Source organism: Streptomyces cinereoruber (assembly GCF_009299385.1).
GTDB lineage: Bacteria > Actinomycetota > Actinomycetes > Streptomycetales > Streptomycetaceae > Streptomyces > Streptomyces bikiniensis.
Window position 1 is genome coordinate 630,192 of the sequence record NZ_CP023693.1, and the last position, 23,323, is coordinate 653,514.

Consider the following 23,323-nt stretch of genomic DNA (forward strand, 5'->3'; position numbering starts at 1 on the left):
GACCGGCCGGGCGGGGAGGCGGTTGGCTGCCCGGATGAACGATCTTCGCATCGAGCGGGCGCGGACCGGGGCGCCGCTCGCGGACTGGCGCGCCGTCCACAACACGGTCGTCCCCACGGCCGTCCTCTCTCCCGAGGAGGTGCGGGAGCGCGCGGGGCGCAACCGGCTGGACGTGGCCTACCTCGGGGACGTGCCGGTGGGCTGCTCGACGGTGCGCCCGCCGGACGGGGAGACGGCGGCGGCGACCGTCATCGCCCGGACGCTGCCCGGGTTCCGGGGGCGGGGCTTCGGGACGGCGCTGTACGAGCGGGGGCTCGCGCACGCGCGGTCGCTGGGCGGCGAGGGCGTGGAGACGGTGGTCCTGGCCTCCAACGAGGAGGGGCTGCGGTTCGCCCTGGCACGGGGCTTCACGGAGGTGGAGCGGTACGTCCTGCCGGGCGACACCGTCCCGTTCGTGACCCTGCGACTGGGGTGACGGGCGCGACGCCGGCTTGATTCCGGCTCGCGGACGGGCTGGGGGGCGCCGTCCGCGAGCCGGGGTTCTGGGGGCGGCCCGCCGGTCAGGCGCGGGCGGCGACGGCCGAGCGGGAGCCGCCCGTGGCGAGGGCCGGTTCGGCGCGGACCGGGCCGTCGAGGAGTCGGCGCAGGAGCGCGGTGGCGCGGGCGCCCGTGCCGCCCTCCTCGGAGAGGAGCGTGGCGAGGAGGGCGATCCGGGCCTGGGCGGCCCGGAGGGTGCCGGTGAGGACGGCCCCGGCGGCGACGAGGTCGACGGCGCCTCCGCCGGTGTAGATCTCGGCGAGCGGTCCCGAGGGGACGCGGGTGGTGACGGCGACGAGGACGCCCCGGGCGACCGCGTCCGCGACGGCGGCGGCGATCTCCGGGGTGGCGTTGCCCGCGCCGGTGGCGACGAGGACGATGCCCCGGGCACCGGCGGCGACGGCCGCGTTCAGGAGGAACGGGTCGCCGTCGGAGTGGTGGGTCACGATGTCGACGCGGGGCAGCGGGGCGGCGCCGGTGGCGCCGGGCTCCGCCGTGCGCGCGGCGGCGGGAAGGGGCAGCGGGGCCGGACGCTCGGGCTGCCGCTCGATGTCGACGCGGGAGAAGCCGACGCGGCCGAGGCGCTCGGCCGTCGGGTCGGAGAAGGCGTCGGCGGCGAGGGTCCGGTACTTCACGGTGCCGCGCGCCGCGTGGACGCGTCCGTCGAAGACGACGAGGACGCCGAGGTCGCGGACGGTGGAGGCGACCTGGAGGGCGTCATAGAGGTTGCCGGGGCCGTCCCCGTCGCCGGTGCCGAAGGGGCGCTGGGCGCCGGTGAGGACGACCGGGCGGGCGTCGGTGTGGTGCAGGTCCAGGAGGAAGGCCGTCTCCTCCAGGGTGTCGGTGCCGTGGGTGATCACGATGCCGTCGACGCCGGGGTCTGCGAACGTCTCGTGGACGGTGCGCAGGAGGGCGAGCTGGTGGGCCGCGGTCATGCGGGAGCTGTTGACGTTGAAGAGGTCGACGACCTCGACGGCGACGCCCTCGGGGAGGGGGGCGGTGGCCAGGACGTCGCTGCCCGAGGCGTCGGCCGCGTAGCCGGTGCCCTGCCAGCGGCTGGCGATCGTGCCGCCGGTGCTGATGACGACGATCCTGCGCGTCTCCCCGTCGTGCGTCCGCTTCATGGCTGCCGTCCTCGACTCCGTACCGAAAGGGGTTCCGCCCCGTGGCGAAGGGGCTCGTGGAAGACCCTCCAGAGGTCTCCGGGCCCGCAAGGATAGGACAAACGGCGCGCAATGCGATTGCCGAACAAGCCGCTGAAATGTTTCTTCGTGGGAGAAGATTGCGCCATGGACCGAATTGACCTCCACATCTTGCGCGAGCTCCAGAACGACGGCCGGCTGAGCAACCAGGAGCTGGCCCATCGGGTGGGCCTGAGCCCCTCCCCGTGCCTGCGGCGGGTGCGCCAGCTGGAGCAGGACGGGGTGATCCGGGGCTACCGGGCGATCATCGACCCGGAGGCGGTGGGGCGGGGCTTCGAGGTGCTCGTCTCGGTGGAGGTGCGGCGGGACCGGGAGACGGTGGAGGCCTTCGAGGAGGCGCTCCAGGACGTGCCGGACGTGATCGAGGCGTACCGGCTCTTCGGGAGCCCGGGCTGTCTGCTGCGGATCGCGGTGGCGGACCTCGCCGCGTACGAGCGGCTGTGGATCGAGCGGCTGACGACGCTGGCCGGGGTCACCGAGGTGAACTCCCAGATCATCATGAAGCGGGTCAAGGAACCGAAGGGGCTTCCGGTGGACATCCGGGGTGCCTGAGGAGGTACCGGACGGGCGCGGCGGGCCCGGCGCCCGTGTACGCGAGAACGTCACGGAAACTCCCCCTCCCGGTTACACGGCGGGCCGCTCCCCCGTGCCACGCTCCCGCCTGACAAGAAGTCAACACGCGTAGAGCGCGGTGTCCTCGAGTCGGCGCCGTGCCCGTCGCGTGCCCCCCCACCGGGAAAGGGCACCCCCCATGTCCGTCGCACAGCCCCGCCGTCGGAAGGCCTGGGCGGCTTCCATAGCCGCCGTCCTCGTCACCCTCACCCTCCCCGCGGTCACCGCTCCCCCCGCGAGCGCCACGACCTCCCCGTACGACAGCACGTACTACAAGGACGCGGTCGGCAAGACCGGTCCGGCCCTCAAGTCCTCGCTGCACACCATCATCAGCAGCCAGCGCAAGATCTCGTACGACGCGGTCTGGAACGCCCTGAAGACCCTCGACCAGGACCCGAACAACCCGAACAACGTGATCCTGCTCTACAGCGGGACCTCGCGCGCCAAGTCCCTCAACGGCGGCGCGGTGGGCGACTGGAACCGCGAGCACACCTGGGCCCAGTCCCACGGCGGCTTCGGCACCTCGGCCGGCCCCGGCACCGACCTGCACCACCTGCGCGCTACGGACGTCCAGGTCAACAGCATCCGCGGCAACAAGGACTTCGACCACGGCGGCAGTCCGGTCAACGGCGCGCCCGGCAGCTACACGGACAGCAACTCCTTCGAGCCGCGCGACGCGGACAAGGGCGACGTGGCGCGGATGCTCCTCTACATGACCGTCCGCTACGAGGGCGGCGACTCCTGGGCGGACCTGGAGCCCAACGAGTCCACCTCCAACGGCAGCGTCCCGTACCACGGCCGCCTCTCGGTCCTGAAGCAGTGGAACGAGCAGGATCCGCCGAGCGCCTTCGAGAAGCGCCGCAACGACATCGTCTTCGGCACCTACCAGGGCAACCGGAACCCGTTCGTCGACCACCCGGAGTGGGTCGAGGCGATCTGGTAGACCGGCCGGGTCGCTCCGTGCCGCTCCCCGAGGGCGGTACGGAGCGACCCCTACACCTCACCGTTCTCCGCGACTTCAAACGCGAAACTCGGAATGTTCTCACGCTTTTCGAGGAAGCGAATCCTTCACTTCCGAGCAGTTATCCATTCGTTATAAATGGGCATTTTGTCCGCGTCCAGCATGGTTTTTCGTAGCGGGAAAGAGGGATTCCCCTCACCGGTGCCGCAAGTGCACCTATCACGTTTCTCCCGCCTCCAACAACCCCCTGGGTCCAGGAAGTTCCGAGATCCGCTGGGTACCTTCGGCGCCCATGACCACTGCCCAGACCACTGCCCCCACGACCCCCCTGACCGGCGGCGTCCGTGTCGGCCCGGCCGAGATCGAGGACGGCGCCGACCTCTGGCGGATCGCCCGCGGCTCGGGAGAGCTGGACCTCAACTCGCCGTACAGCTATCTGCTGTGGTGCCGCGACTTCGCCGACACGACCGCCGTCGCCCGTGACGCCACCGGGCGCCCGGTGGGCTTCGTCACCGGCTACCTGCGGCCCGACGCGCCGGGCACGCTCTTCGTCTGGCAGGTCGCCGTGGAGGATTCGCACCGCGGAAGCGGGGTAGCCGGGGCCCTGCTCGACGCTCTGTCCGCCCGGGTGGCGGCCGAGCACGGACTCGACCGCGTGGAGGCGACCGTCACGCCGGGGAACCTGGCGTCCGACCGGATGTTCCGGTCCTACGCGCGCCGTCACGGCGCCGAGGTGACGCGGGAGGTCCTCTTCCCGGCCGCCTCCTTCCCCACGGCGGGACACGAGGCCGAAGTGCTGTACCGCATCGGCCCCCTGGACTCCGCGGCCCTCTGAGCCGCCCGGCGGCCCCCGGCCGCCCCACCCCCGCACGCACACACACCCGCACCCGCACCCGCACCCGCACCACATTGGGAGAAGAGACTCCGTGACCCTGACCGAACTCGCCCCCACCTCCGTCTTCGAGACCGTCGAGTCGGAGGTCCGCAGCTACTGCCGCGCCTGGCCCGTCGTCTTCGAGCGCGCCTCCGGCAGCAGGCTGTACGACGAGCAGGGGCGGCCGTACCTCGACTTCTTCGCCGGAGCCGGCTCGCTGAACTACGGGCACAACAACCCCGTCCTCAAGCGCGCCCTCCTCGACTACCTCGCCGACGACGGCGTCACCCACGGCCTCGACATGTCGACGACCGCCAAACGCGACTTCCTGGAGGCGTTCCGCTCGGCGGTCCTGGAGCCCCGCGCCCTGCCCTACAAGGTGATGTTCCCCGGCCCCACCGGCACCAACGCGGTGGAGGCGGCCCTCAAGCTCGCCCGCAAGGTCACCGGACGCGAGACGGTCGTCTCCTTCACCAACGCCTTCCACGGGATGTCGCTCGGCTCGCTCGCCGTCACCGGCAACTCCGCCAAGCGCGCCGGGGCGGGCGTGACGCTGCCCAACGCCACCCGGATGCCCTTCGACCACTACTTCGACGGGCAGGTCCCCGACTTCCTGTGGTTCGAACGGCTCCTGGAGGACCCGGGCTCCGGTCTCGACCACCCGGCGGCCGTCATCGTCGAGACCGTCCAGGGCGAGGGCGGGATCAACGTCGCCCGCGCCGAGTGGCTGCGCGCCCTCGCGGACCTGTGCCGCCGGCACGACATGCTCCTGATCGTGGACGACGTCCAGATGGGCTGCGGGCGCACCGGCGACTTCTTCTCCTTCGAGGAGGCGGGCATCACGCCCGACATCGTCACCCTGTCCAAGTCCATCAGCGGCTACGGCCTGCCCATGGCCCTGTGCCTGTTCCGCCCGGAGCTCGACCTGTGGGAGCCCGGCGAGCACAACGGCACCTTCCGCGGCAACAACCCCGCCTTCGTCACCGCCACCGCCGCCCTCGACGCCTACTGGCGCGACGACGCCCTGCGCGAGCGCACCCTGGGCCGGGCCGGGCGGGTGGAGCGCGCCCTGCTCGACCTGCGCGGGGACGACGGGCGCTCGGGCCTCGCGGTGCGCGGACGCGGCCTCGTGTGGGGCCTGGAGTTCGCCGACGGGGAGCGCGCCGAGGCCGTGTGCCGTCGCGCCTTCGAGACCGGCCTGCTCCTGGAGACCTCGGGACCGCACGGCGAGGTGGTCAAGCTGCTCCCGCCGCTGACCGCGACGGACGACGAACTCGACGAGGGCCTCGGCATCCTGGCCCGCTCCGTCCGTCACACCGCCTGATCCGCCACCCCGCGGATCCCCCGAAAGGAGACCCCTGTGATCGTCCGCTCCTTCGCCGAGCTGGAGAACACCGAGCGGCACGTGAAGGCCGCCTCGGGCACCTGGGAGAGCAAGCGCATCGTCCTGGCCCGCGAGCGGGTCGGCTTCTCCCTCCACGAGACGGTGCTGTACGCCGGGACCGAGACCTCCATGTGGTACGCGCACCACGTCGAGGCCGTGGTCTGCACGGAGGGCGAGGCCGAGCTCACCGACCACGAGACGGGCCTCACGCACACGATCGTGCCCGGGACGATGTACCTGCTCGACGGGCACGAGCGCCACACCCTCAAGGTCAAGCGGGACTTCCGCTGCCTGTGCGTCTTCAACCCGCCCGTCACCGGGCGCGAGGACCACGACGAGAACGGCGTCTACCCCCTGCTCACCGAGCCCGAGTCCGAGCCGACCGACGCCGGCGCCGCGGACGACGCCGCCTGACCCGGCGCCCGCACTCCCCCGTACCCGACGTACCCGACGCATGAAAGGAAGGCGTACCGCCTCATGGTCTCCGCACCCACCCGTCCCGTCGACCTCTACCCCACCCGCGGTCCCAAGGAGGAGCTGATCGGCCGCAAGGACCCCGTCGTGTGGTCCGAGCCCGGCACGCCCGGCCCCTTCTGGGCGCGCGAACTGGAGGAGTACGACCGCGACGGGTTCGTCACGGTGGACGAACTCGTCACCCCCGACGAGGTCGACGAACTCCGGGCGGAGCTGGACCGGCTCGTGACCGACCCGGCCGTCCGGGCCGACGAGCGGGCGATCGTCGAGCCCCGCTCCCAGGAGATCCGCTCCGTCTTCGAGGTGCACCGGATCAGCGAGGTCTTCGGCCGCCTCGCCCAGGACCCGCGCGTCGTCGGCCGCGCCCGCCAGATCCTCGGCTCCGACGTCTACATCCACCAGTCCCGGGTCAACGTCAAGCCCGGCTTCGGCGCCAGCGGCTTCTACTGGCACTCCGACTTCGAGACCTGGCACGCCGAGGACGGCCTGCCGCAGATGCGGACGGTCTCGGTGTCGATCGCGCTCACGCCGAACCACACCACCAACGGCAGTCTGATGATCATGCCCGGTTCGCACCGCACCTTCCTGGGCTGTGCCGGGGAGACCCCCCGGGACAACTACAAGAGGTCGCTCCAGATGCAGGACGCGGGGACGCCTTCGAACGAGGCGCTCACCACCTTCGCCGAGGCCTGCGGCATCCGGCACTTCACCGGCCCCGCCGGCTCCGCCACCTGGTTCGACTGCAACGCCCTGCACGGCTCGGGGGACAACATCACCCCCTACCCCCGCAGCAACGTCTTCCTGGTCTTCAACAGCGTGGAGAACCTGCCGGAGGCGCCCTTCGCCGCCCCGGTCCGGCGCCCCTCCTTCATCGCCGCGCGTCCGTAACCCGGCACGCGCGTACGGAAAAGGGCTCGTGCCCCGGTCACCCGGGGGCGCGAGCCCTTCCCGTGCGTGCCGCCGGTCGCTCACCCGGTGGCGCGCGGCTGCCCGAGCATGCCCTCGCGCAGCCGGTTGAGGCTGCGGGCCAGGAGCCGCGAGACGTGCATCTGGGAGACGCCGAGCCGCTCGCCGATCTGCGCCTGCGTCAGCTCCTCGACGAAGCGGAGGTGGAGCAGCAGCCGGTCGCGCTCGTCGAGGGCCACCACCAGCGGAGCGAGGGTGTGGAAGTCCTCGAAGAGTTCGAGCGCCGGGTCCTCCTCGCCGATGAAGTCGGCCAGGGCGGCCTCGTCCTCCTCGTCGCCGCCGTTGATCGCGGCGTCCAGCGAGGTCGAGTTGTAGCCGTTCGAGGCGATCTGGGCCTCGACCACCTCCTCCTCGGGAAGCCCCATCAGCATCGCCAGCTCCGCGACCCGGGGGGCCCGGCCGAGCCGCGAACTCAGCTCGTCGGTCGCCTTCGCCAGCTCCACCCGCGCCTCCTGGAGCCGGCGGGGGACGTGCACCGCCCAGGTGGTGTCCCGGAAGAAGCGCTTGATCTCGCCCACGATGTACGGCACCGCGAAGGTGGCGAACTCCACCTCGCGCGAGAGGTCGAAGCGGTCGATCGCCTTGATCAGGCCGATCATGCCGACCTGGACGATGTCCTCCATCTCGTCGGCCCGCGCGCGGAACCGCCCCGCGGCGTACCGCACGAGCGACATGTTGATCTCGATCAGGGTGTTCCGGACGTACTGGTAGGCCTCGGTGCCCTCCTCCCGTTCCGCCAGCTCGCGGAGGAACACCTTCGTCAGGGCGCGGGCGTCCTGGGGCGCGACCTCGTGGGGAGCCTCCAGAACGGGCAGGTCCTCACACGTTCCGCTCGTCACGTACGTCGCCATCGCCTCGGCCGTCTCGGTCCGCACGCGACAACCTCCTCTTCTTCGCGGTCGGTTCAGCAGTTCCGGTCCTCGTACCCCCGCTTTCGGAACACACTCCCCCGAACGGGGCATCCGCTCCGCCCGGAGTGGCGCGCATCACTTCTGTACGAACGGGCAGGCGAATTCCGTCACCTGTTGAGAAATCAGGAAGAAAGGGACCCCGCGATGAACACTCGGAGCGACACCCGGTCCCGTACGCCGGCGGCCCCGACGGCCCGCCCCGGCGCAGGGGCGTACGGGCCGTCGCCGATCGGCACGCCCGCGCAGGCGCGGCAGCTGGTCTGCCACACGCTCGCGGCGCTCGGTCCGCTGCCGCCGGACCAGGTGGACGACCTGCTGCTGGTCACCTCGGAGCTGGTCACGAACGCGCACCGGCACGGGGGCGGGGTCACCGACTTCGGCATCGCCGTCGGCCCCGACCGCGTGACCGTGTCCGTGGCGGACGCCAGCGGGGAGGCGCCGCGCTACGACCTGCGCGAGGAGCTGTGCCCCGGGGGCTTCGGCTGGCCGATCGTGCTGCGGCTGTGCCGGGAGGTCACCGTGGACACCCGGCCGGACGGCAAGACCATCCACGCGGCGGTGACGGTGGACCGGTGAACGGCGTCCGCGCCCCCGGGGCGCGCGGCGGAGGACGGAGAGACGAGAGGGGTGACCACGCCCGAAGCGTGGTCACCCCTCTCGCGCACCCCTTTCCGGGGACGATGACGGAACGTTCGTTCAGAGCAGGTCCCGCCGGTCGTCCTCGGTGACCGTGGGGGCGACCGGGGGGACGACCATCCGGCGGCGGCGCAGCACGCTGACGTAGGCCGCCGTTCCGATGATGCCGACGGCCATGAGGATCAGGCCGACCAGATCGAGGTTGACCCCCTCCATCTGCCAGTCCGACGCGAACGTGAGAATGGCCCCCACCGCGATCAGAATGATGAAAGCTCCCAGACCCATGATTCCTCCCTAGTGGGTTGGACGGTCATCGGGTACCCCGGACTGCCGTCCTCATCCCCGACACCCGTGCACGGGAGGTGGGATGACCCCGGGTCAGGAGCCCGTCCGCGCGGGTTCGCCCTCCTTCGACGGGCCGGGCGCGTGCTCCGGCGGGCCGTGCAGGCGTACGGAGTCGGGGCCGGCGGCCGAGTGGCGTTCGGCCCAGGCCTCCAGGGCGGCGCGGCAGGCGTGGTCGAGGTGCTGGAGTCCGGAGAGGTCCAGTTCGACCGGCCGGTCCCCGGGCAGGGCTTCGAGCGTGTCGAGTATCTTCGGCAGCCGCAGGAAGGTGACGTTCCCCGACAGGCTGACGCGCACCGGTCCGTGGCCGTCGTCGGTCCGCTCGACGCGGAGGTGGGAGGCGTCCCAGGCCGCCTTGGCGACGGAGAGGGCGAGTCCGATCAGGACCCCCTCGAACATGTTGACGGTGACGATCGCGAGGGCCGTCACGACGAGGACGAGCGCCTCGCCCCGGTGGCCGCGCCACAGTGCGACCAGCCCCTTGAAGGGGATCAGCTTCCAGCCCGCGTGGACCAGGATCCCGGCGAGCGCGGCGAGCGGCACGTACTCCAGGGTGGCGGGCAGCAGGGCGGCGAAGAGCAGCAGCCACACGCCGTGGAGCACCCGGGAGGCCTTGGTCCTGGCTCCCGCCCGGACGTTGGCCGAGCTCCGTACGATCACGGCGGTCATGGGCAGGGCGCCGAGCACGCCGCAGAGCGTGTTGCCGACGCCCTGGGCGAGCAGTTCCCGGTCGTACTGGGTGCGCGGTCCGTCGTGCAGCCGGTCCACGGCGGCCGCGCTGAACAGCGACTCCGCCGAGGCGATCAGCGCGAAGGCGAGGACGGTGCCGAGCAGGGCGAGGTCGGCCAGGCCCGCGAAGGCGTCCGCGCCGGGCACGCGCACGGCGTCCAGGACGCCGCTCACCTCCACGGTGGCGACCGGCAGGTCGAGGAGGGCGGTGGCGAGGGCCGCGAGGAGGACCGCGACGAGCGCGCCGGGCACGGCCCGTGCCCTCGGCGGCAGGTGTCTCCAACCCACGACCACGAGGATCGTGCCGGCCGCGACGACGAGCGGCACCAGGTTGGCGGGGGCGGTCAGCGCGCCCACCAGGGCGGCCGGAAGTCCGGCGAGCCGGGCGAGGCCGGAGTCGGGGGCGTCGAGGCCGGCTGCCGCGTAGAGCTGGCCGGCCACGATGACGAGGCCGATGCCGGCGAGCATGCCCTCGACGACCGAGAGGGAGATGGCCCGGAACCAGCGGCCCCATCTCAACAGGCCCATGAGGACCTGGAGCAGTCCGGCGAGGAGCACGATGATCCCGAGCGCGGCGAGACCGAAGGCCTTGACCGCCTCGAAGACGAGGACGGTGAGGCCGGCGGCGGGCCCGGAGACCTGGAGGCTGCTGCCTCTCATGAGGCCGGTGACGATTCCGCCGACGATGCCGGTGATCAGGCCGAGTTCGGCCGGTACGCCGGAGGCGACGGCCACGCCGATGCAGAGCGGCAGTGCGACGAGGAAGACGACGAGCGAGGCCGCGAAGTCCTGCCGGAGGTGGGGGAACTGCCGGAGAAGGGGCAAGGAGGGTGGCATGCGGATCTCCCCTCATGGGCTCCGAGGAGCGGGGACGGGCCGGTGGTCACGCGGACGGACGGGGCGGGCCGGGACGGCCCGTGGCCGGGCACGGCACGTCCCTCGCCGGGGTCTCACCGGCATCAGAGTTCACCAAGACAAGGTCAAGTGATGGCCAACGAAGGGTAATACGCACTGGTGGGCCGGACCGTGAACAACCCGGCCCCCGACGGGGGTTTCCGACCGGAACCGGACGGAAGTTGACGCGATCACCCCTGCGGAGGGCGTGCGGGGGCGCGGAGCGCCGGGGCGCATCGGGCCACAGGCGCCCGCACACGCGCACGATGGGAGGGCGTACGGGCGCCCGGCCGAGGGTCACGAGGGCGCCGGGCCGGGGATCGCGCGGAGCGGGCGGGACCTGCGCGGGTGTCGGGCCGGGGCTTACACGGGCGCCGGGCCAAGGCTGTACGGGTGCCGGGCCGGGAGGCGCGCGGGCGTCGGGTCGGGGATCGCTCGGAGGCGGCCGGGACTTGCGCAGGCGCCGGGCCGAGACCGTACGGGCACCCGGCCGAGGTTCACACGCGCGCCGGACCGAGACCGTACGGGCGCCCGGCCGGGAGGCGCGCGGGCGTCGGGCCCGGGGTCACCACCAGTAGGCGGGATACTTCGGTGCCGCGCGCCGGACGCGGGAGGCGGCGAACGCGGTCAGGACGAGCAGGACCGTGGAGCCGAGGAGGAGGGGGACGAAGCGGCCGGGGGCGGGCGCCTGGAGCACGACCACGACGGCGGTCGCGCAGGCCGGCGAGTGCGGGGTCCGGGCCAGGGTGGTGAGCGCGAGGGTGACGCCGGCGGCGACCGCGGCGGCCCAGGCGCTGCCGCTCGCGGCGGCGGCCACCGCGTATCCGGCGGCGGCCCCGAGCAGATGGCCGACGACCACGCTCCGGGGCTGGGCGAGGGGCAGCGCGGGCGCGCAGTGCACCAGGGCGGCGCTGGCGGCCAGCGGGGGTATCAGGACGGGTTCGTGGAGGAGGGCGCCGAGGCCGACGAGTCCGAGGAGGGCGGCCGTGGCGGCGCTGACGCTGTGGACGGCGGCCGCGGGCGCGGGCCGGGCCGGGGCCCGCCCGGCCATCCTCGGCCGCCGGGGGCCCTCCGGGGCGGGGCCGGAGCCGGACCTCGGGGCCGGGACGGCGGAACCGGGGGTCGGGCCGGGTCCCGGAGCGGGAGCGGCGGGGGCGGCGTCGGGGCTCAGCGTGGTGTCGGTACTCATGCGATGCGGCGTTTCCGGGGCAGGCGGCCGTGGGCCGGGCGAAGCGGGGACGGGTGGTCGTACGGGTCCCTGTGGTCGACAGTCGGCCCGGTCTCGCGCCCGGTCCTGGTGCGGCGGCGCAACCTCCCACCACTCTAACCAGCGGTTTCGTGACGCCGCGGGCGGGGTCGGGGGAGGATCCCGGCATGAACGAGACTCCACGCGCCGACACGGCGGGCACGAACGGCACGCCCGGCGCCTCCTCCTTCCACCTCCTTCCCGGCGCCCCGGACTCCCCCGTCCTCCTCCACGTGCCGCACTCCTCCCGCGCGGTGCCCGCGGACGTGCGGGCCGGGATCCTGCTCGGCGACGACGCACTGGAGCGGGAGCTGGACCACATCACCGACGCGCACACGGCGGAGATCGCCGCCGCGGCGACCGCGGCGGCGGGCACGGCCCCCTGGCGGTTCGTCAACCGGCTCTCCCGCCTCGTGGTCGACCCCGAGCGCTTCCCGGACGAACGGGAGGAGATGGCGGCCGCCGGAATGGGCGCGGTGTACACGCGCACCACGCACCGGGCCGCGCTGCGGCCGGCCGGGTTCGATCCGGCGCCGCTGATCGACCGGTACTTCGCCCCGTACGCCGCGGGCATGGCCGGGGCCGTGGCCGACCGGCTGGCGGCGACGGGCCGGGCGGTGGTGATCGACGTCCACTCGTACCCGAGCGCGCCGCTGCCGTACGAGCTGCACGGCGACGGCCCCCGGCCCCCGGTCTGCCTCGGCACCGACGCCTTCCACACGCCTCCCGCGCTCCTCGACGCGGCGCGGGAGGCCCTCGGCGGGTTCGGTGGGGTGGGGACGGACAGTCCCTTCGCCGGGACCTACGTACCGCTGGCGTACTACGGCCGGGAGCCGCGGGTCCACGCGCTGATGGTGGAGATGCGCCGGGACCTGTACATGCGCGAACCGGGCGGGGCGGCGGGGCCGGGGGCGGCGGCCCTCGGGGCGGCCCTGGCGGAGCTGGTGGACGCCGTGTCCCGTACGGCCTGAGAGGCGCCCCGCCCGACCCGGGCCGTACGGCTTCGATACCTACGGTTTCCATATCGGCGTAAAATAGGGCAAATGAGCATATCCAGATACGAGCTGGTGTTCACCGACGTCACGGGTGCCACCCAGGACGTCGTGGTCGTGGAGCGCACCCTCTACAAGGGCTCCGGGGGCCATCCCGTCTACACCGACCCGACCGGGATCATCCGCGCGGAGATCAGCGACCGGGGCGAGGTCCGCGTCATGCCCTCGGGAGGCCATCAGGACCCCGCGCACGCCGTGCGGGCCCGGGCCCTGCCCGAGAACGACACCGAGGGCGACACAGGGGGCGACGCCGAGGGTCCCGCCGGTTCCGGCCCCGCCGCGCCCTCCGCCTGACATCGCGCGCTCGAACACCGCGCCCCCGGGCCCCGGGCCGCCACCCCCGTTTTGGTTTGTCGGACGATCATCAATACGATCCGGCGATGATCACGAGAAAACGGCTGGCGACCGGGGCCTGCGCGCTGCTCGCCCTGGGCGCCGCGCTCCTGCCGACGCACGCGGTCGCCGACGCGCCGACGGCGAAGGAACCCCCCAAGGTCGAGCTGGTGCTCGACGTCAGCGGTTCCATGCGCGCCCAGGACATCGACGGCAAGTCCCGCATGGCCGCCGCGAAGCAGGCCTTCAACGAGGTCCTCGACGCGGTGCCCCAGGAGGTGCAGCTGGGCATCCGGACCCTGGGCGCCGACTATCCGGGGCAGGACCGCAAGCAGGGCTGCAAGGACACCCGCCAGCTCTATCCGGTGGGCCCCCTCGACCGGACCGAGGCCAAGACGGCGGTCGCCACCCTGGCCCCCACCGGCTGGACCCCGATCGGTCCCGCGCTGCTCGGCGCGGCGAAGGACCTGGAGGGCGGTGACGCCACCCGCCGGATCGTGCTCATCACGGACGGCGAGGACACCTGCGCCCCGCTCGACCCCTGCCAGGTGGCACGGGAGATCGCGGCGAAGGGCATCCACCTCGTCATCGACACCCTTGGCCTGGTGCCGGACGCCAAGACCCGGCAGCAGCTCACCTGCATCGCGGAGGCCACCGGAGGCACGTACACCTCGGTCCACCGCACCGAGGAACTCTCGCGCCGGGTGCGGCAGTTGGTCGACCGCGCGGCCGACCCGGTCGTCACGCCCGTCGCCACCCGGGGCGCCGCGCGGTGCGCCGACGCGCCGGAGCTGAAGCCCGGCCTGTACACGGACCGCGAGTCCTTCGGCGAGCACCGCTGGTACCGGGTGGACCTGCTGCCCGGCCAGGAACTGCGCGCCTCCGTCAGCGTGTCGGCCGACCGCGCGGTCAACAACGACTACGGGGTGCTGCTGCGCGCCGTCACCCGCCACGGCCGGGAGATCACGCGCGGCTCCGAGGCCGGCGACGGGCGCACGGACGTGATGTCCACCGGGCTGCGCTACCCGAAGCCGGAGCTGGACGGCACCGACTCCGACGACGCCAAGCCGGCCGCCGAGACGGTCTGCCTCCAGGTCAGCAACTCCTTCTCCGCTCCCCCGTCGGTCAAGACGACGCCCGGCATGCCGATCGAGCTGACCGTGGACGTCGTCGACGGCCCCGCGACCGCCTCCGACGCGGCCTCGTTCGGTCTCGGCCGGGGCTGGTGGCTGCTCGGCGCGCTGGTGCTCACCGGCTTCCTGGCCGGTCTGATCTGGGGCTGGCTGTCCCGCTGGCGCGTCGCCGTCTGGAGGACCCACTGATGCGTACCGCACGCACGCTCGCCGCGGCCGCCCTCGCGGGCGCGGCCCTGCTCGGGCTCGCGGCCCCGGCCGCCGTCGCCGACTCGCCCTCCGCCACGGCGACCCCGGACACCCGTACCACCACCGGGCCGACGGAGGCGGGCACCTCCTTCCGCACCGCCACGCGGTTCCTCCCGGGGCAGCACGCCACCGCGCGGGCCGCCACCGGCGACTACCTGTACTGGGTGTTCCCGGCGGACACCGGGCAGCGGCCGACGGTGAACGCCACCGTCACCCTGCCGGAGGCGGCCCTGCGGCACGGGCCCTCCACCTGGCGGATCGACGTGTACGACGGGCTGCGGCGCCGTCAGTCCTGCATGTACGGGACGCAGTCCCGCACGGCGGGCAAGGACGCCGCGAAGGTCGAACTCGCCTGCGTGCTGCGGCCGGTCCGCGCCTCGGCCGACGCCTGGGCGAACGACCCGCTGCCCGGCAGCTACTACGTGCGCCTGACCGTCACCGGTCTGCCGGACGAGGACCTCGGCCAGTCGTTCGACGCCCGGCTCGGGGTGGACCTCAAGGACGAGGGCGGCGCCCACGCCACGGACGGGGCGCTCGCCGTGCCGCTCGTGCCGGGGGCGACCACCGCCGACCGGGCGGAGGCGGATGCCGACGCGGGCCGCCCGTCCGCCGTCGAGGCGGCGGCGCCGGAGGACGGCTGGTCCTCCGGCTGGTGGTCCGACCGCTGGCTCTGGACCCTGGCGGGCGGCGTCCTCGCGGCGCTCGCGGGCGTCGGCGGCTACGTCCTGACGCGCGGCGCGGGCCGCCCGTCCCGGGTCCCGCCGGCCGCCTGACCCTCCTGGAAGCCGCGAAGGCCCCCACCGCTCCGACGCGGTGGGGGCCTTCGGCCGTCCCGGGCCGTCGCCACGCCCCAGACGGTTGACCATTAAACATAATTAGATGGATTTGCCCCGTTTTCTCACGACAGGTCTGGTAAGAGGCGTGGATAACGAGCCGAGAGAGAGCAGGAGGGTCGACATGATCGCCCGAGAGCAGATCCACGCCGTGCTGGACCACCCCGTCTACGACGCGGAGGGCAAGAAGGTCGGCGACGCGAAGCACATCTTCGTCGACGACGCGACCGGCCTGCCGGAGTGGGTGACGGTGAAGACCGGCATGTTCGGCACCAGTGAATCCTTCGTCCCGATCAAGGACGCGGCTCTGGTCGACGACCACCTGGAGGTCCCGTACCCCAAGTCCACCATCAAGGACGCGCCCAACGTGGACGTCGACGCCGGCGGACACCTCTCCGAGAGCGAGGAGCACCGTCTCTTCGAGCACTACGGCATCGCCTGGGACGACGCCTGGCAGCAGGCCAACCAGCCCGGTGAGGGCGGCTGGGCCCACGGTGGCACGGGCACCGGGACGGGCACCGGGACGGCGATGGGCGCCGGAGCCGCCGCCGGGACCGCGTCCGGCCCGATGGGCACCGAGGAGGGGTTCAGGGCCGGCACCACCGGGCGCGCCGCGGACACGGGCGACGACGCGATGACCCGCTCCGAGGAGCAGATGCACGTCGGCGTCGAGCGCACGGAGGCCGGACGGGTCAGGCTGCGCAAGTACGTGGTGACGGAAGAGGTCCAGCAGACCGTGCCCGTCTCCCACGAGGAGGTGCGGATCGAGCGGGAGCCGATCACGGAGGCCAACCGTGACGAGGCCCTGTCCGGCCCGGAGATCAGCGAGGCCGAGCACGAGGTCATCCTCCACGAGGAGCGCCCCGTCGTGGAGACCCGGACCGTTCCGGTGGAGCGGGTGAGCCTCAAGGCCGACGAGGTCGTGGAGGAGCAGACCGTCTCGGGCGAGGTCCGCAAGGAGGAGATCGAGGTCGAGGGTCTGGAGGACCCGGACGACCCCGACGCCCGCGGCCGGAGGTACTGACCGGCCGACGACCGGTCGCCCGGCGACCGGACCGGTGCCGCCCCGCGAGCCGGGGCGGCACCCCCCGTACGGGAGTCGACGCTCCCGGGCGCGAAGGCGAAGTCGCGCCGCGCCGGTGGCCCGCCCCCTCCACGGGGCGGGCCACCGGCCTGTCGTGGCACGGGGCGTCCGTCACGGCATCCGGCGGACGGGCCGCGGGGCGCGTCCGGAAGACCCGGCCGTGTGGCGCGCGGGCCGGCGGGCCCCGGACGATCGGGGACCTCGGCTGCGGGACGGGCCGGGTCACGTCCCACCTGCGGGACATCGGCGCCGAGGCGTTCGGGTGGGCCTGTCGCCGGGCATGGTCGAGATCGCCCGCGCGACCTGTCCGGGGCCGCGCTTCGAGGTGGGGTCGATGACGGCGCCCGACCTGCCGGGCGACTCGCTGGGCGGGGTCCTCTCCCGGTACTCGACGGTGCACATGCCGAAGGACGAACTCACGGCCTCCTTCGCGGAGTTCCACCGGGTCCTCGCACCGGGCGGCCGGTTCCTGACCGCCTTCGAGATGGGCGACGAGCGGGTACGGCTGGAGCGGGCGTACGGGCACGAGGTCGCCCTCGACGTCTGCCGCCGGTCACCCGACCGCGTCGCGGAACTCCTGGCCGCGGCCGGTCTCGTCGAGTCGGCCCGCCCGGTGCGGGAGCCGGATCCCGAGGAGAAGACGCCGCAGGGCTTCCTCCTGGCGCGCAAGCCGCGCGACCGAACCGGGCCGGGGGCGCGCGCCGCACCGGGCCTCCGCCCCGCCCGGGAGCCCGGCGCCCTTCCGAAGCCCCGGACCCTTCCGGGGGCCGACGCCCTTCCGGAGCCCGGACGCGGCCCGAAGAGCGGCCCTCTTCCGGAGTCCCGTCCCGCTCCCGAGCCGGGCGCGGGAGAGCCGGGCGCGCTGGCCGCCGCCCGCGATCAGGGCGTTGACGGAGGCCATCGGGTCCGCGCCGACCGACCGGGCGATCAGGGCGCCGACGAGCACCGGCCCGAGGGCCACGGCGAGGGCCGTGCCGGTGGCGGTGACGTGCTGGAGGGGGCGGGTGCGCCGGTCTTCGGAGGTCATGCCCCCAGTCCAGCAGGGGGTCGGCGCCGCCGTATCGGTCGGCGTACTCAGACGTCCGTACTCGCGCTACTCAGGTGGGGGCGGGGTCCGGCGCGTCCTGGAAGGGGAGCCCGTTCGAACCGGGGTGCGACAGGGGGCGGTTCCGCTTCTCGTCCCGTGCCTCCGCCGGCCGGCGCCGGTCGATCACGGCCGCGGCCTCCTCGCAGTCCGGGCAGGCACTGCTCCACCCCGGCACCCAGGGGTACGGAGAGGCGGTGAGGCCGTCGTACCCCGCACCGCACAGCGTCGTGCCGAGGTGCCCGTAGGCGTGCGCCGTGCCCCCGGGCGGTCCCGGGGTCTCCGCGCGTTCCCAGCGCCGGTCCGGGGGCTCGTACCGCGCCCGTGCGAGCTCGTGTCCGCCGTGGTCCAGCTCGGTCCACGCGTAGCACCAGGGGCAGACCCACAGCTCCGCCACCGGCGGACCCCACTCCGGCGGGGGCTGCGTCACCGGTCCCCCTCGCATCGCGTGCCCGCAGACGTCACAGGTCACGCCCGGATCCTTTCACCCGGGGCGGGGCTCCAGCCCTCCGGGCCCGGCCCGGGACGGGCGCGCCCGGTCTCCGCGCGAGCCCGCCGGCCCGCCCCGGCGTACCGTGGGCGGGCCGATCGTACGCGCACGAAGGAGCCCCGCCATCATGGCCGACTACCGGATCGAGACCGTCCGCACCGGGTACCGGAACTGGACCGCCCGCAACGACCGGGGCGCCGAGGTGCGGATGGCCGCCGCCGACGACGACGGCGCGCAGCCCTCCTTCACCCCGGTCGAGCTGCTGCTCGCCGCGATGGGCGGCTGCGGCGGCCTTGTGATCGACCGGACCGCGCGGGCGGTGGACCACGACGACCTGCGGATCGTGGTGGAGTCGGTGCCGGGTCCCGAGGACGACGGCCGGGTGGGCCGGATCCGGGTCAGCTACGAGTTCGACCTGCCGGACAACAACCCGAAGGCGGCGGAGGTGTTCGCGCGCGGAGTGCGCCTGACGCACGAGAAGTTCTGCACGGTCAGCCGGACCGTGGAGCACGGCGCGCGGGTGGAGGCGGTCCTGCCGGACGGCACGATCGGCTTCGAGGGCTGACGCCCCGTCGGGCCGGGCCCGTCCCCGCTCACCACCCTCCCGGACACCGTGCCGAGGCTGACGCCCCGTCGGGCCGGGCCCGTCACTCCTCGATCGCGCCGCCGATCCGGCGCAGGTGCCGCCGGAAGGTGTACGAGGGGTCCTCGGCCCGGCCCGCCAGATAGGCGTCGAAGCGGGTCTGGTCGCGCAGGGTCTCCCCCGCCGCGATGCGCCGGGCCTGCTCCCGCTCGGTGCGGAAGAGGGACCGCGCGGTCTCCAGGACGGCCGCGGCCCGGTCGGCCGCCACGAACAGCACCCCGTCGTCGTCGCCGAACACCACGTCGTCCGAGGTGACCTCGTGCTCCCCGAAGCGCGCGGAGCGCAGCGCGTCCGGCTCCCGGGGGTCGAGGCGCACGGGGCCGGGGGCGTGCCGCCCGTACGAGAAGACGGGCAGTCCGATCCGGACGAGGTCCGGGGTGTCGCGGTGCATCCCCCACACGACGATCCCGGCGACGCCCGCCGCCCCGGCCTCCAGGACGGCGAGGTCCCCGATGCAGGCCTCGTCGCGGCGGCCGGCGTTGTCGACGACGAGGACGTCCCCGGGCTCCGCGTGCGCGAAGGCCTCCAGGAAGACGTCGACGCTTCCGTAGTGCCGGACGGGGAGCGCCCGTCCGGCGATCCGCTGCCCGTCGGCGACGGGCAGCACTCCGGCGGGCGCGGCGCGCAGCGGCGCCCCGAGGCGTACGCAGGCGTCGGCGACCAGGGGTGTGGAGAGCTCGGCGAAAGCGGCGAGGTCCTTCTGCATCGGACGTTCCGTTCCATTCCGTGATGTGACGGGGCGGGGCGAGGCGGGGACGGCGGGCCCGCGTGATGCTAGCGGCCCGCTCCCCGGACGGACGAGGGCCCGGCCGCCCGGCATGCGGGCGGAACCGCCCCTTCCTACGATCGGTGGAGGGACACGTCTCTCTGCTCTGTCCGAGCGGATCTGTCCGAGCGGAACGGGAGCGAGGGAACATGGCAACCGAGGACGCCGCACCCGAGGGCCGGCCCGCGGATCTGAAGCACAACGCGATCGGCTTCGTGGACGCCCTCGTCATCGGGCTCAACTCCACCTCCCCCGCGTACTCCATCGCCGCCGTCATCGGCCCGATCGTCGCGCTCGCGGGGATCTACGCGCCCGGGGTGATGGTCGCGTCCTTCGTCCCGATGCTGCTGATCGCGTCGGCGTTCTACTACCTGAACAAGGTCGACCAGGACTGCGGCACGACCTTCTCGTGGGTCACGCGCGCGATGGGCCCCTGGGCGGGCTGGCTGGGCGGCTGGGCCATCGCGATGACCGGCGTCCTGGTCGTCGGCTCGCTCGCCGACGTGGCCGTGAGCTTCGGGCTGCTCGCCGTCGGCCTCGACGGCTGGGTGGAGAACTCGTTCGTGCGCCAGCTCCTCACCGTGCTGCTCATCCTCGTGATGACGGCCGTGTGCGTCATCGGCACCGAGCTGTCGGCCAAGGTGCAGAACGTGCTGATCCTGGCCCAGGTCGTCTTCCTGCTCGTCTTCGTGTGCGTGGCGCTCGCCGAGGTGTACGCCGGGACCAGCGCGTACGACTCGGTGGAGCCGGCCTTCGACTGGCTGAACCCGTTCGGCGCGGGCGGGGCGGCCCTCACCGGCGGGCTGCTGCTCGGCGTCTTCATCTACTGGGGCTGGGAGTCGGCGGTCAACCTCACCGAGGAGGTCGAGGACTCGGCGACCGCCCCCGGCAAGGCGGGCCTGTGGTCGACCGTGATCCTGCTCGTGACCTACGTGTCCGTGGGGTTCGCGGTGGTGGCCTACGCCGGTCCCGCGTTCCTCGCCGAGAACGCCGGCGAGGAGGAGTTCGTCTTCGCCCAGCTCGCCGGGGACGTCCTGGGCGGCTGGGACTGGGTGCTGCTGCTCGCCGTGTGCACGTCGGCGATCGCCTCCACCCAGACCACGATCATCCCGGCCTCCCGGACGGCCCTGTCGATGGCCCGCCGCCGGGCGCTGCCCGCGCACTACGGGCACATCAGCCCGCGTTTCCGCACCCCCGACGTGAGCACGTGGTGGGTCGCCGGGATCGCGATCGTCTGGTACCTGACGGTGAACCAGATCAGCACCAATGCCCTCCTGGACTCGCTCACCGCGCTCTCGCTGCTCATCGCCTTCTACTACGCGCTCACCGGGGTGGCCTGCGCGGTGTACTACCGCCGCCACCTCTTCGAGAGCCTGCACAACTTCCTGCTGATCGGGCTCGGCCCGCTGGTGGGCGCGGGGCTGCTGACCTGGCTGCTCGTGCGGTCGGTCGCCGACATGGCCGACCCGGCGAACTCGTACACCGGCAGTTCGTGGCTCGGCCTCGGCCCGCCGCTCGTCATCGGCCTGGGCATCGCCGCCGTCGGGGCGGTCGTCATGCTCGTGTGGAGACTGCGGGCGCCCGCGTTCTGGGACGAGCGCCCGGGGGTGGCCGACCCGGACGTGGTCCGGGGCATCCGCAGCGGGAGGGGCTGAGATGTCGATCGTGCTCGGGTACGACGAGTCGCCCGGGGCCGCCCGCGCGCTGCGGATCGCGGTCGAGGTGGCGGCCGCCTTCGAGGAGACCCTCGTCCTGGTCTACGGCGCGGCGGCCCCCGGCCCCACCGGGGAGGAGTACCGCTCCCACCGCGACGCGATCCGGCAGGCCGGCCGCACCGGTCTCGAACACGCGGTCGCGGAGGCCGACCGGGCGGGCGTGCCGACCGTCGTGGAGGTGATCGACGAGAGGCCGGCCCAGGCCCTCGTCGACGCGGCGACCCGGCACGCGGCCCGGGTCATCGTGGTGGGCAGCTGGAGCGAGAGCCCGATCCGGGGCGCCCTCCTCGGCTCCACCCCGCACAAGCTCCTCCACATGTCGACGGTTCCGGTGCTCTGCGTGCCGCCGGAGGAGTGACGGCCGTCCGGGCGGCGGGCGCCGGCGGGCGCCGCGGGTCCGTCAGGGGGCGGACGCGGGCTCCGGTTCCTCCCGGGGCTCCCGGCGCGGGAGCAGCAGCGGGGTCGCGAGCAGCAGGACGCCCGCCAGGGCGATGGCGGTCCGGGGCCCGGCGGCCACGGCGAGGAGGCCCCACAGGGCGGTCAGGGCCGCGATGGAGATCTTGCCGGTGACCGACCAGGCGGTCAGGACGCGGGCGACCCGGTCGGGGGCCGTCAGGGTGAGGCGCTGGGCGGCGAACACCGGGTTGAACACGCCCGTGCAGGTGATCAGCGCGCACTCGACCGCCATGACGAGCAGGAGTCCGGTGACGCCGGGGTGCACGAAGGCGAGGCCGATCGACCAGAGGGCGCGCAGCGTGCCCGCGGTGCGCAGGACCCGGTGCCGGCCGAACCGGGTGACGAGCCGTCCGGCCAGGCGGGCCCCGAGGAGGCCGCCGAGGCAGGGAACGGCGAAGGCGAGGCCGTACTGCCAGGGCGGGAAGCCCAGCGGTCCCAGCATGAGGACGGCGAGCAGCGGTGCGACGGCCATGATCAGGCCGTTGACGAGGACGGTGTGGAGGAAGAGGGGGCGCAGGACGGGGTGGGCGAGGATGTGGCGCCAGCCGGCGAGCAGGTCCCCGGCGCCCGGCCGGGACCCCCGCCCGGCGGGGTGCTTGCACGGCGGTGGTGGTTCCTCCGCGCGGATCGCCCGGAGGCCCGCCGCCGAGAGGACGTAGCTCGCCGCGTCGGCCACCACCGTCGCCACCGGGCCGAGGAGGGCGATCAGGCCTCCGCCGAGCGGCGGCCCCAGGACGGTGGCGGTCCAGTTCGTGGATTCGAGGCGCCCCTGGGCGGTGACCAGGTCGTCTGGGCGTACGAGCCACTTCAGGAAGGCGCCGGAGGCCGCGCCGAAGGCGATGTCGGAGGCCGCCACGACGACGGCGGCGACCAGGAGGTGGGGGAAGCCGAGCCGGCCGAGCGCGTACGCGGCGACGACGCTCAGCAGGGCCGCGCAGCGGACGAGGTCCGCCGCGACCATCACGGGCCGTTTGCGGCGGGACTCCATCCAGGGGCCGAGCGGGATCGCGGCCGCCGCGCCCACGGCGGCCCCGAGCGCGGCCAGGGCCGACACTTCGGCGGCGCCCCGGTGCAGCACCGTGATCGCGATCAGCGGGAAGGCGTCGAACGCGAGCCGGGTTCCCACGGCGCTGGCCGCGTACGCCGCCCACAGGCGTCCGAAGTCCCGCCCGAGCGTCACCCCGCCCGCCATGCGCCCGTGTCCCTCCCGCCGTCCCGGCGCGCGGTCGCGCACCGGCCGCCGCCAGCAAAGCAGGACCGGGCGCCACGGCCAAATGCGCGCTCGTGGACGAGGACGGCGGCCCCTAAAATCGGGGGGCGATGCGGGAGGGGGCCGGTGATGGGGTGGGACGCCAGTGCCGTGGTGGGGGCGATGCTCCTCGTCCTGCCCGCCGTGGGGCTCATCGCGTTCGGCCTGCTGCACAAGGGGCGGGCCGCGCGTCCGTTCGCCGCCTCACGCGCGCGTGCGTTCGCCCAGCGGGAGTACGCCCGGAACCTCCAGCGGGCGGCGGACCTGGTGATCGCGGCGGCCCGCCGGGCCGCCGGCGAGGGCGAACCGGCGATCGTCACCGTGGCGGCCGTGGTGCGGACGGCCGAGGAGCGCTACGGCTACGACGGGGTGGAGCGGCGGCACGCGGCGGCGGCGCTGCGTCGCCGTTTCGAGCACGGGCGGTGCGCCGCCGACTGCGTGACGGACGCCTACGGCTGACCGTCCTCC

The 23,323-nt window shown here is 73.8% G+C and carries 26 protein-coding genes and 1 pseudogene; 18 read left to right on the top strand and 9 right to left on the bottom strand.

All coding sequences use genetic code 11. From position 1 onward, the window contains the following. Window positions 1–34: 34 nt before the first annotated feature. The gene (locus CP977_RS02875; protein WP_062757233.1) at window positions 35–475 is read left to right on the top strand and encodes a GNAT family N-acetyltransferase; all 441 of its coding nucleotides are present in this window, start codon (window positions 35–37) and stop codon (window positions 473–475) included. 85 nt (window positions 476–560) lie between these two features. Here the strand turns inward: CP977_RS02875 and CP977_RS02880 are convergent, their stop codons facing one another. Further along, entirely contained in the window at window positions 561–1,661 is a 1,101-nt protein-coding gene (locus CP977_RS02880; RefSeq protein WP_062757234.1) for an asparaginase, read from the bottom strand. Between the two features lie 165 nt (window positions 1,662–1,826). Here CP977_RS02880 and CP977_RS02885 point away from each other — a divergent pair, with 165 nt between their 5' ends. From CP977_RS02885 to thpD, 6 genes are all read left to right on the top strand, one after another. After that, window positions 1,827–2,291, top strand: coding sequence for an Lrp/AsnC family transcriptional regulator (locus CP977_RS02885; protein WP_062757235.1), 465 nt, complete (start codon window positions 1,827–1,829; stop codon window positions 2,289–2,291). Window positions 2,292–2,490: 199 nt separating this feature from the next. After that, window positions 2,491–3,294 (top strand): endonuclease I family protein, encoded by an 804-nt coding sequence (locus CP977_RS02890; RefSeq protein ID WP_062757236.1) that lies wholly within the window; start codon window positions 2,491–2,493, stop codon window positions 3,292–3,294. A gap of 310 nt (window positions 3,295–3,604) precedes the next feature. After that, a complete protein-coding gene (gene ectA / locus CP977_RS02895) occupies window positions 3,605–4,147 on the top strand; it encodes a diaminobutyrate acetyltransferase (protein WP_062757237.1) in 543 nt (180 codons plus the stop codon). Between the two features lie 91 nt (window positions 4,148–4,238). Then, a complete protein-coding gene (gene ectB, locus CP977_RS02900) occupies window positions 4,239–5,510 on the top strand; it encodes a diaminobutyrate--2-oxoglutarate transaminase (protein WP_152369552.1) in 1,272 nt (423 codons plus the stop codon). Window positions 5,511–5,546: 36 nt separating this feature from the next. Next, window positions 5,547–5,984: an ectoine synthase gene (locus CP977_RS02905; RefSeq protein ID WP_062757239.1), complete on the top strand. Its 438-nt coding sequence runs from the start codon at window positions 5,547–5,549 to the stop codon at window positions 5,982–5,984. 63 nt (window positions 5,985–6,047) lie between these two features. After that, window positions 6,048–6,932, top strand: coding sequence for an ectoine hydroxylase (gene thpD / locus CP977_RS02910; RefSeq protein WP_062757240.1), 885 nt, complete (start codon window positions 6,048–6,050; stop codon window positions 6,930–6,932). Window positions 6,933–7,012: 80 nt separating this feature from the next. Here thpD and CP977_RS02915 read toward each other — a convergent pair whose 3' ends face one another. Continuing rightward, on the bottom strand, window positions 7,013–7,861 hold the full coding sequence (locus tag CP977_RS02915; RefSeq protein WP_109186646.1) for an RNA polymerase sigma factor SigF: 849 nt from the start codon (window positions 7,859–7,861) through the stop codon (window positions 7,013–7,015). A 204-nt stretch (window positions 7,862–8,065) separates the two neighbouring features. On the opposite strand from CP977_RS02915, the gene CP977_RS02920 reads away from it, so the two are divergent. After that, on the top strand, window positions 8,066–8,497 hold the full coding sequence (locus CP977_RS02920; RefSeq protein WP_152369553.1) for an ATP-binding protein: 432 nt from the start codon (window positions 8,066–8,068) through the stop codon (window positions 8,495–8,497). Window positions 8,498–8,617: 120 nt separating this feature from the next. On the opposite strand, the gene CP977_RS02925 is transcribed toward CP977_RS02920, so the two are convergent. From CP977_RS02925 to CP977_RS02935, 3 genes are all read right to left on the bottom strand, one after another. After that, complete coding sequence (locus CP977_RS02925; RefSeq protein WP_030208016.1) at window positions 8,618–8,842, bottom strand: DUF6458 family protein; 225 nt, start codon at window positions 8,840–8,842, stop codon at window positions 8,618–8,620. 93 nt (window positions 8,843–8,935) lie between these two features. Beyond that, a complete protein-coding gene (locus CP977_RS02930; protein ID WP_152369554.1) occupies window positions 8,936–10,465 on the bottom strand; it encodes a SulP family inorganic anion transporter in 1,530 nt (509 codons plus the stop codon). A gap of 622 nt (window positions 10,466–11,087) precedes the next feature. Continuing rightward, a complete protein-coding gene (locus tag CP977_RS02935; RefSeq protein WP_079131365.1) occupies window positions 11,088–11,711 on the bottom strand; it encodes an HPP family protein in 624 nt (207 codons plus the stop codon). A 185-nt stretch (window positions 11,712–11,896) separates the two neighbouring features. Between CP977_RS02935 and CP977_RS02940 the strand changes: the two genes are divergently transcribed. The 6 genes and pseudogenes from CP977_RS02940 to CP977_RS34700 form a co-directional block, all read left to right on the top strand. Further along, entirely contained in the window at window positions 11,897–12,739 is an 843-nt protein-coding gene (locus tag CP977_RS02940; protein WP_062757243.1) for an N-formylglutamate amidohydrolase, read from the top strand. A 72-nt stretch (window positions 12,740–12,811) separates the two neighbouring features. Then, entirely contained in the window at window positions 12,812–13,114 is a 303-nt protein-coding gene (locus CP977_RS34695; protein WP_221331372.1) for a DUF6296 family protein, read from the top strand. An 86-nt stretch (window positions 13,115–13,200) separates the two neighbouring features. Further along, complete coding sequence (locus tag CP977_RS02950; RefSeq protein WP_062757244.1) at window positions 13,201–14,475, top strand: VWA domain-containing protein; 1,275 nt, start codon at window positions 13,201–13,203, stop codon at window positions 14,473–14,475. Further along, entirely contained in the window at window positions 14,475–15,308 is an 834-nt protein-coding gene (locus tag CP977_RS02955; RefSeq protein WP_109186353.1) for a hypothetical protein, read from the top strand. The genes CP977_RS02950 and CP977_RS02955 overlap by 1 nt, the downstream gene beginning before the upstream one ends. Window positions 15,309–15,492: 184 nt before the next feature. Further along, entirely contained in the window at window positions 15,493–16,392 is a 900-nt protein-coding gene (locus CP977_RS02960) for a DUF2382 domain-containing protein (RefSeq protein ID WP_062757246.1), read from the top strand. Window positions 16,393–16,732: 340 nt separating this feature from the next. After that, a pseudogene (locus tag CP977_RS34700) lies at window positions 16,733–16,864 on the top strand (SAM-dependent methyltransferase); the annotation flags it as partial. Between the two features lie 141 nt (window positions 16,865–17,005). Here CP977_RS34700 and CP977_RS33970 read toward each other — a convergent pair. Continuing rightward, window positions 17,006–17,479 (bottom strand): hypothetical protein, encoded by a 474-nt coding sequence (locus CP977_RS33970; RefSeq protein ID WP_063915219.1) that lies wholly within the window; start codon window positions 17,477–17,479, stop codon window positions 17,006–17,008. Between the two features lie 70 nt (window positions 17,480–17,549). After that, the gene (locus CP977_RS33975; protein WP_167308988.1) at window positions 17,550–18,008 is read right to left on the bottom strand and encodes a hypothetical protein; all 459 of its coding nucleotides are present in this window, start codon (window positions 18,006–18,008) and stop codon (window positions 17,550–17,552) included. Window positions 18,009–18,153: 145 nt separating this feature from the next. On the opposite strand from CP977_RS33975, the gene CP977_RS02970 reads away from it, so the two are divergent. Next, complete coding sequence (locus tag CP977_RS02970; protein ID WP_062757248.1) at window positions 18,154–18,591, top strand: OsmC family protein; 438 nt, start codon at window positions 18,154–18,156, stop codon at window positions 18,589–18,591. An 82-nt stretch (window positions 18,592–18,673) separates the two neighbouring features. On the opposite strand, the gene CP977_RS02975 is transcribed toward CP977_RS02970, so the two are convergent. Beyond that, window positions 18,674–19,375 (bottom strand): RraA family protein, encoded by a 702-nt coding sequence (locus CP977_RS02975; RefSeq protein ID WP_152369555.1) that lies wholly within the window; start codon window positions 19,373–19,375, stop codon window positions 18,674–18,676. 209 nt (window positions 19,376–19,584) lie between these two features. Between CP977_RS02975 and CP977_RS02980 the strand changes: the two genes are divergently transcribed. Continuing rightward, complete coding sequence (locus CP977_RS02980; RefSeq protein WP_152369556.1) at window positions 19,585–21,090, top strand: APC family permease; 1,506 nt, start codon at window positions 19,585–19,587, stop codon at window positions 21,088–21,090. Between the two features lies 1 nt (window position 21,091). Continuing rightward, a complete protein-coding gene (locus tag CP977_RS02985) occupies window positions 21,092–21,508 on the top strand; it encodes a universal stress protein (protein ID WP_152369557.1) in 417 nt (138 codons plus the stop codon). 42 nt (window positions 21,509–21,550) lie between these two features. On the opposite strand, the gene CP977_RS02990 is transcribed toward CP977_RS02985, so the two are convergent. Beyond that, the gene (locus CP977_RS02990) at window positions 21,551–22,798 is read right to left on the bottom strand and encodes an MFS transporter (RefSeq protein ID WP_062757252.1); all 1,248 of its coding nucleotides are present in this window, start codon (window positions 22,796–22,798) and stop codon (window positions 21,551–21,553) included. A gap of 147 nt (window positions 22,799–22,945) precedes the next feature. On the opposite strand from CP977_RS02990, the gene CP977_RS02995 reads away from it, so the two are divergent. Continuing rightward, the gene (locus CP977_RS02995) at window positions 22,946–23,314 is read left to right on the top strand and encodes a hypothetical protein (protein ID WP_062757253.1); all 369 of its coding nucleotides are present in this window, start codon (window positions 22,946–22,948) and stop codon (window positions 23,312–23,314) included. Window positions 23,315–23,323 lie beyond the last annotated feature (9 nt).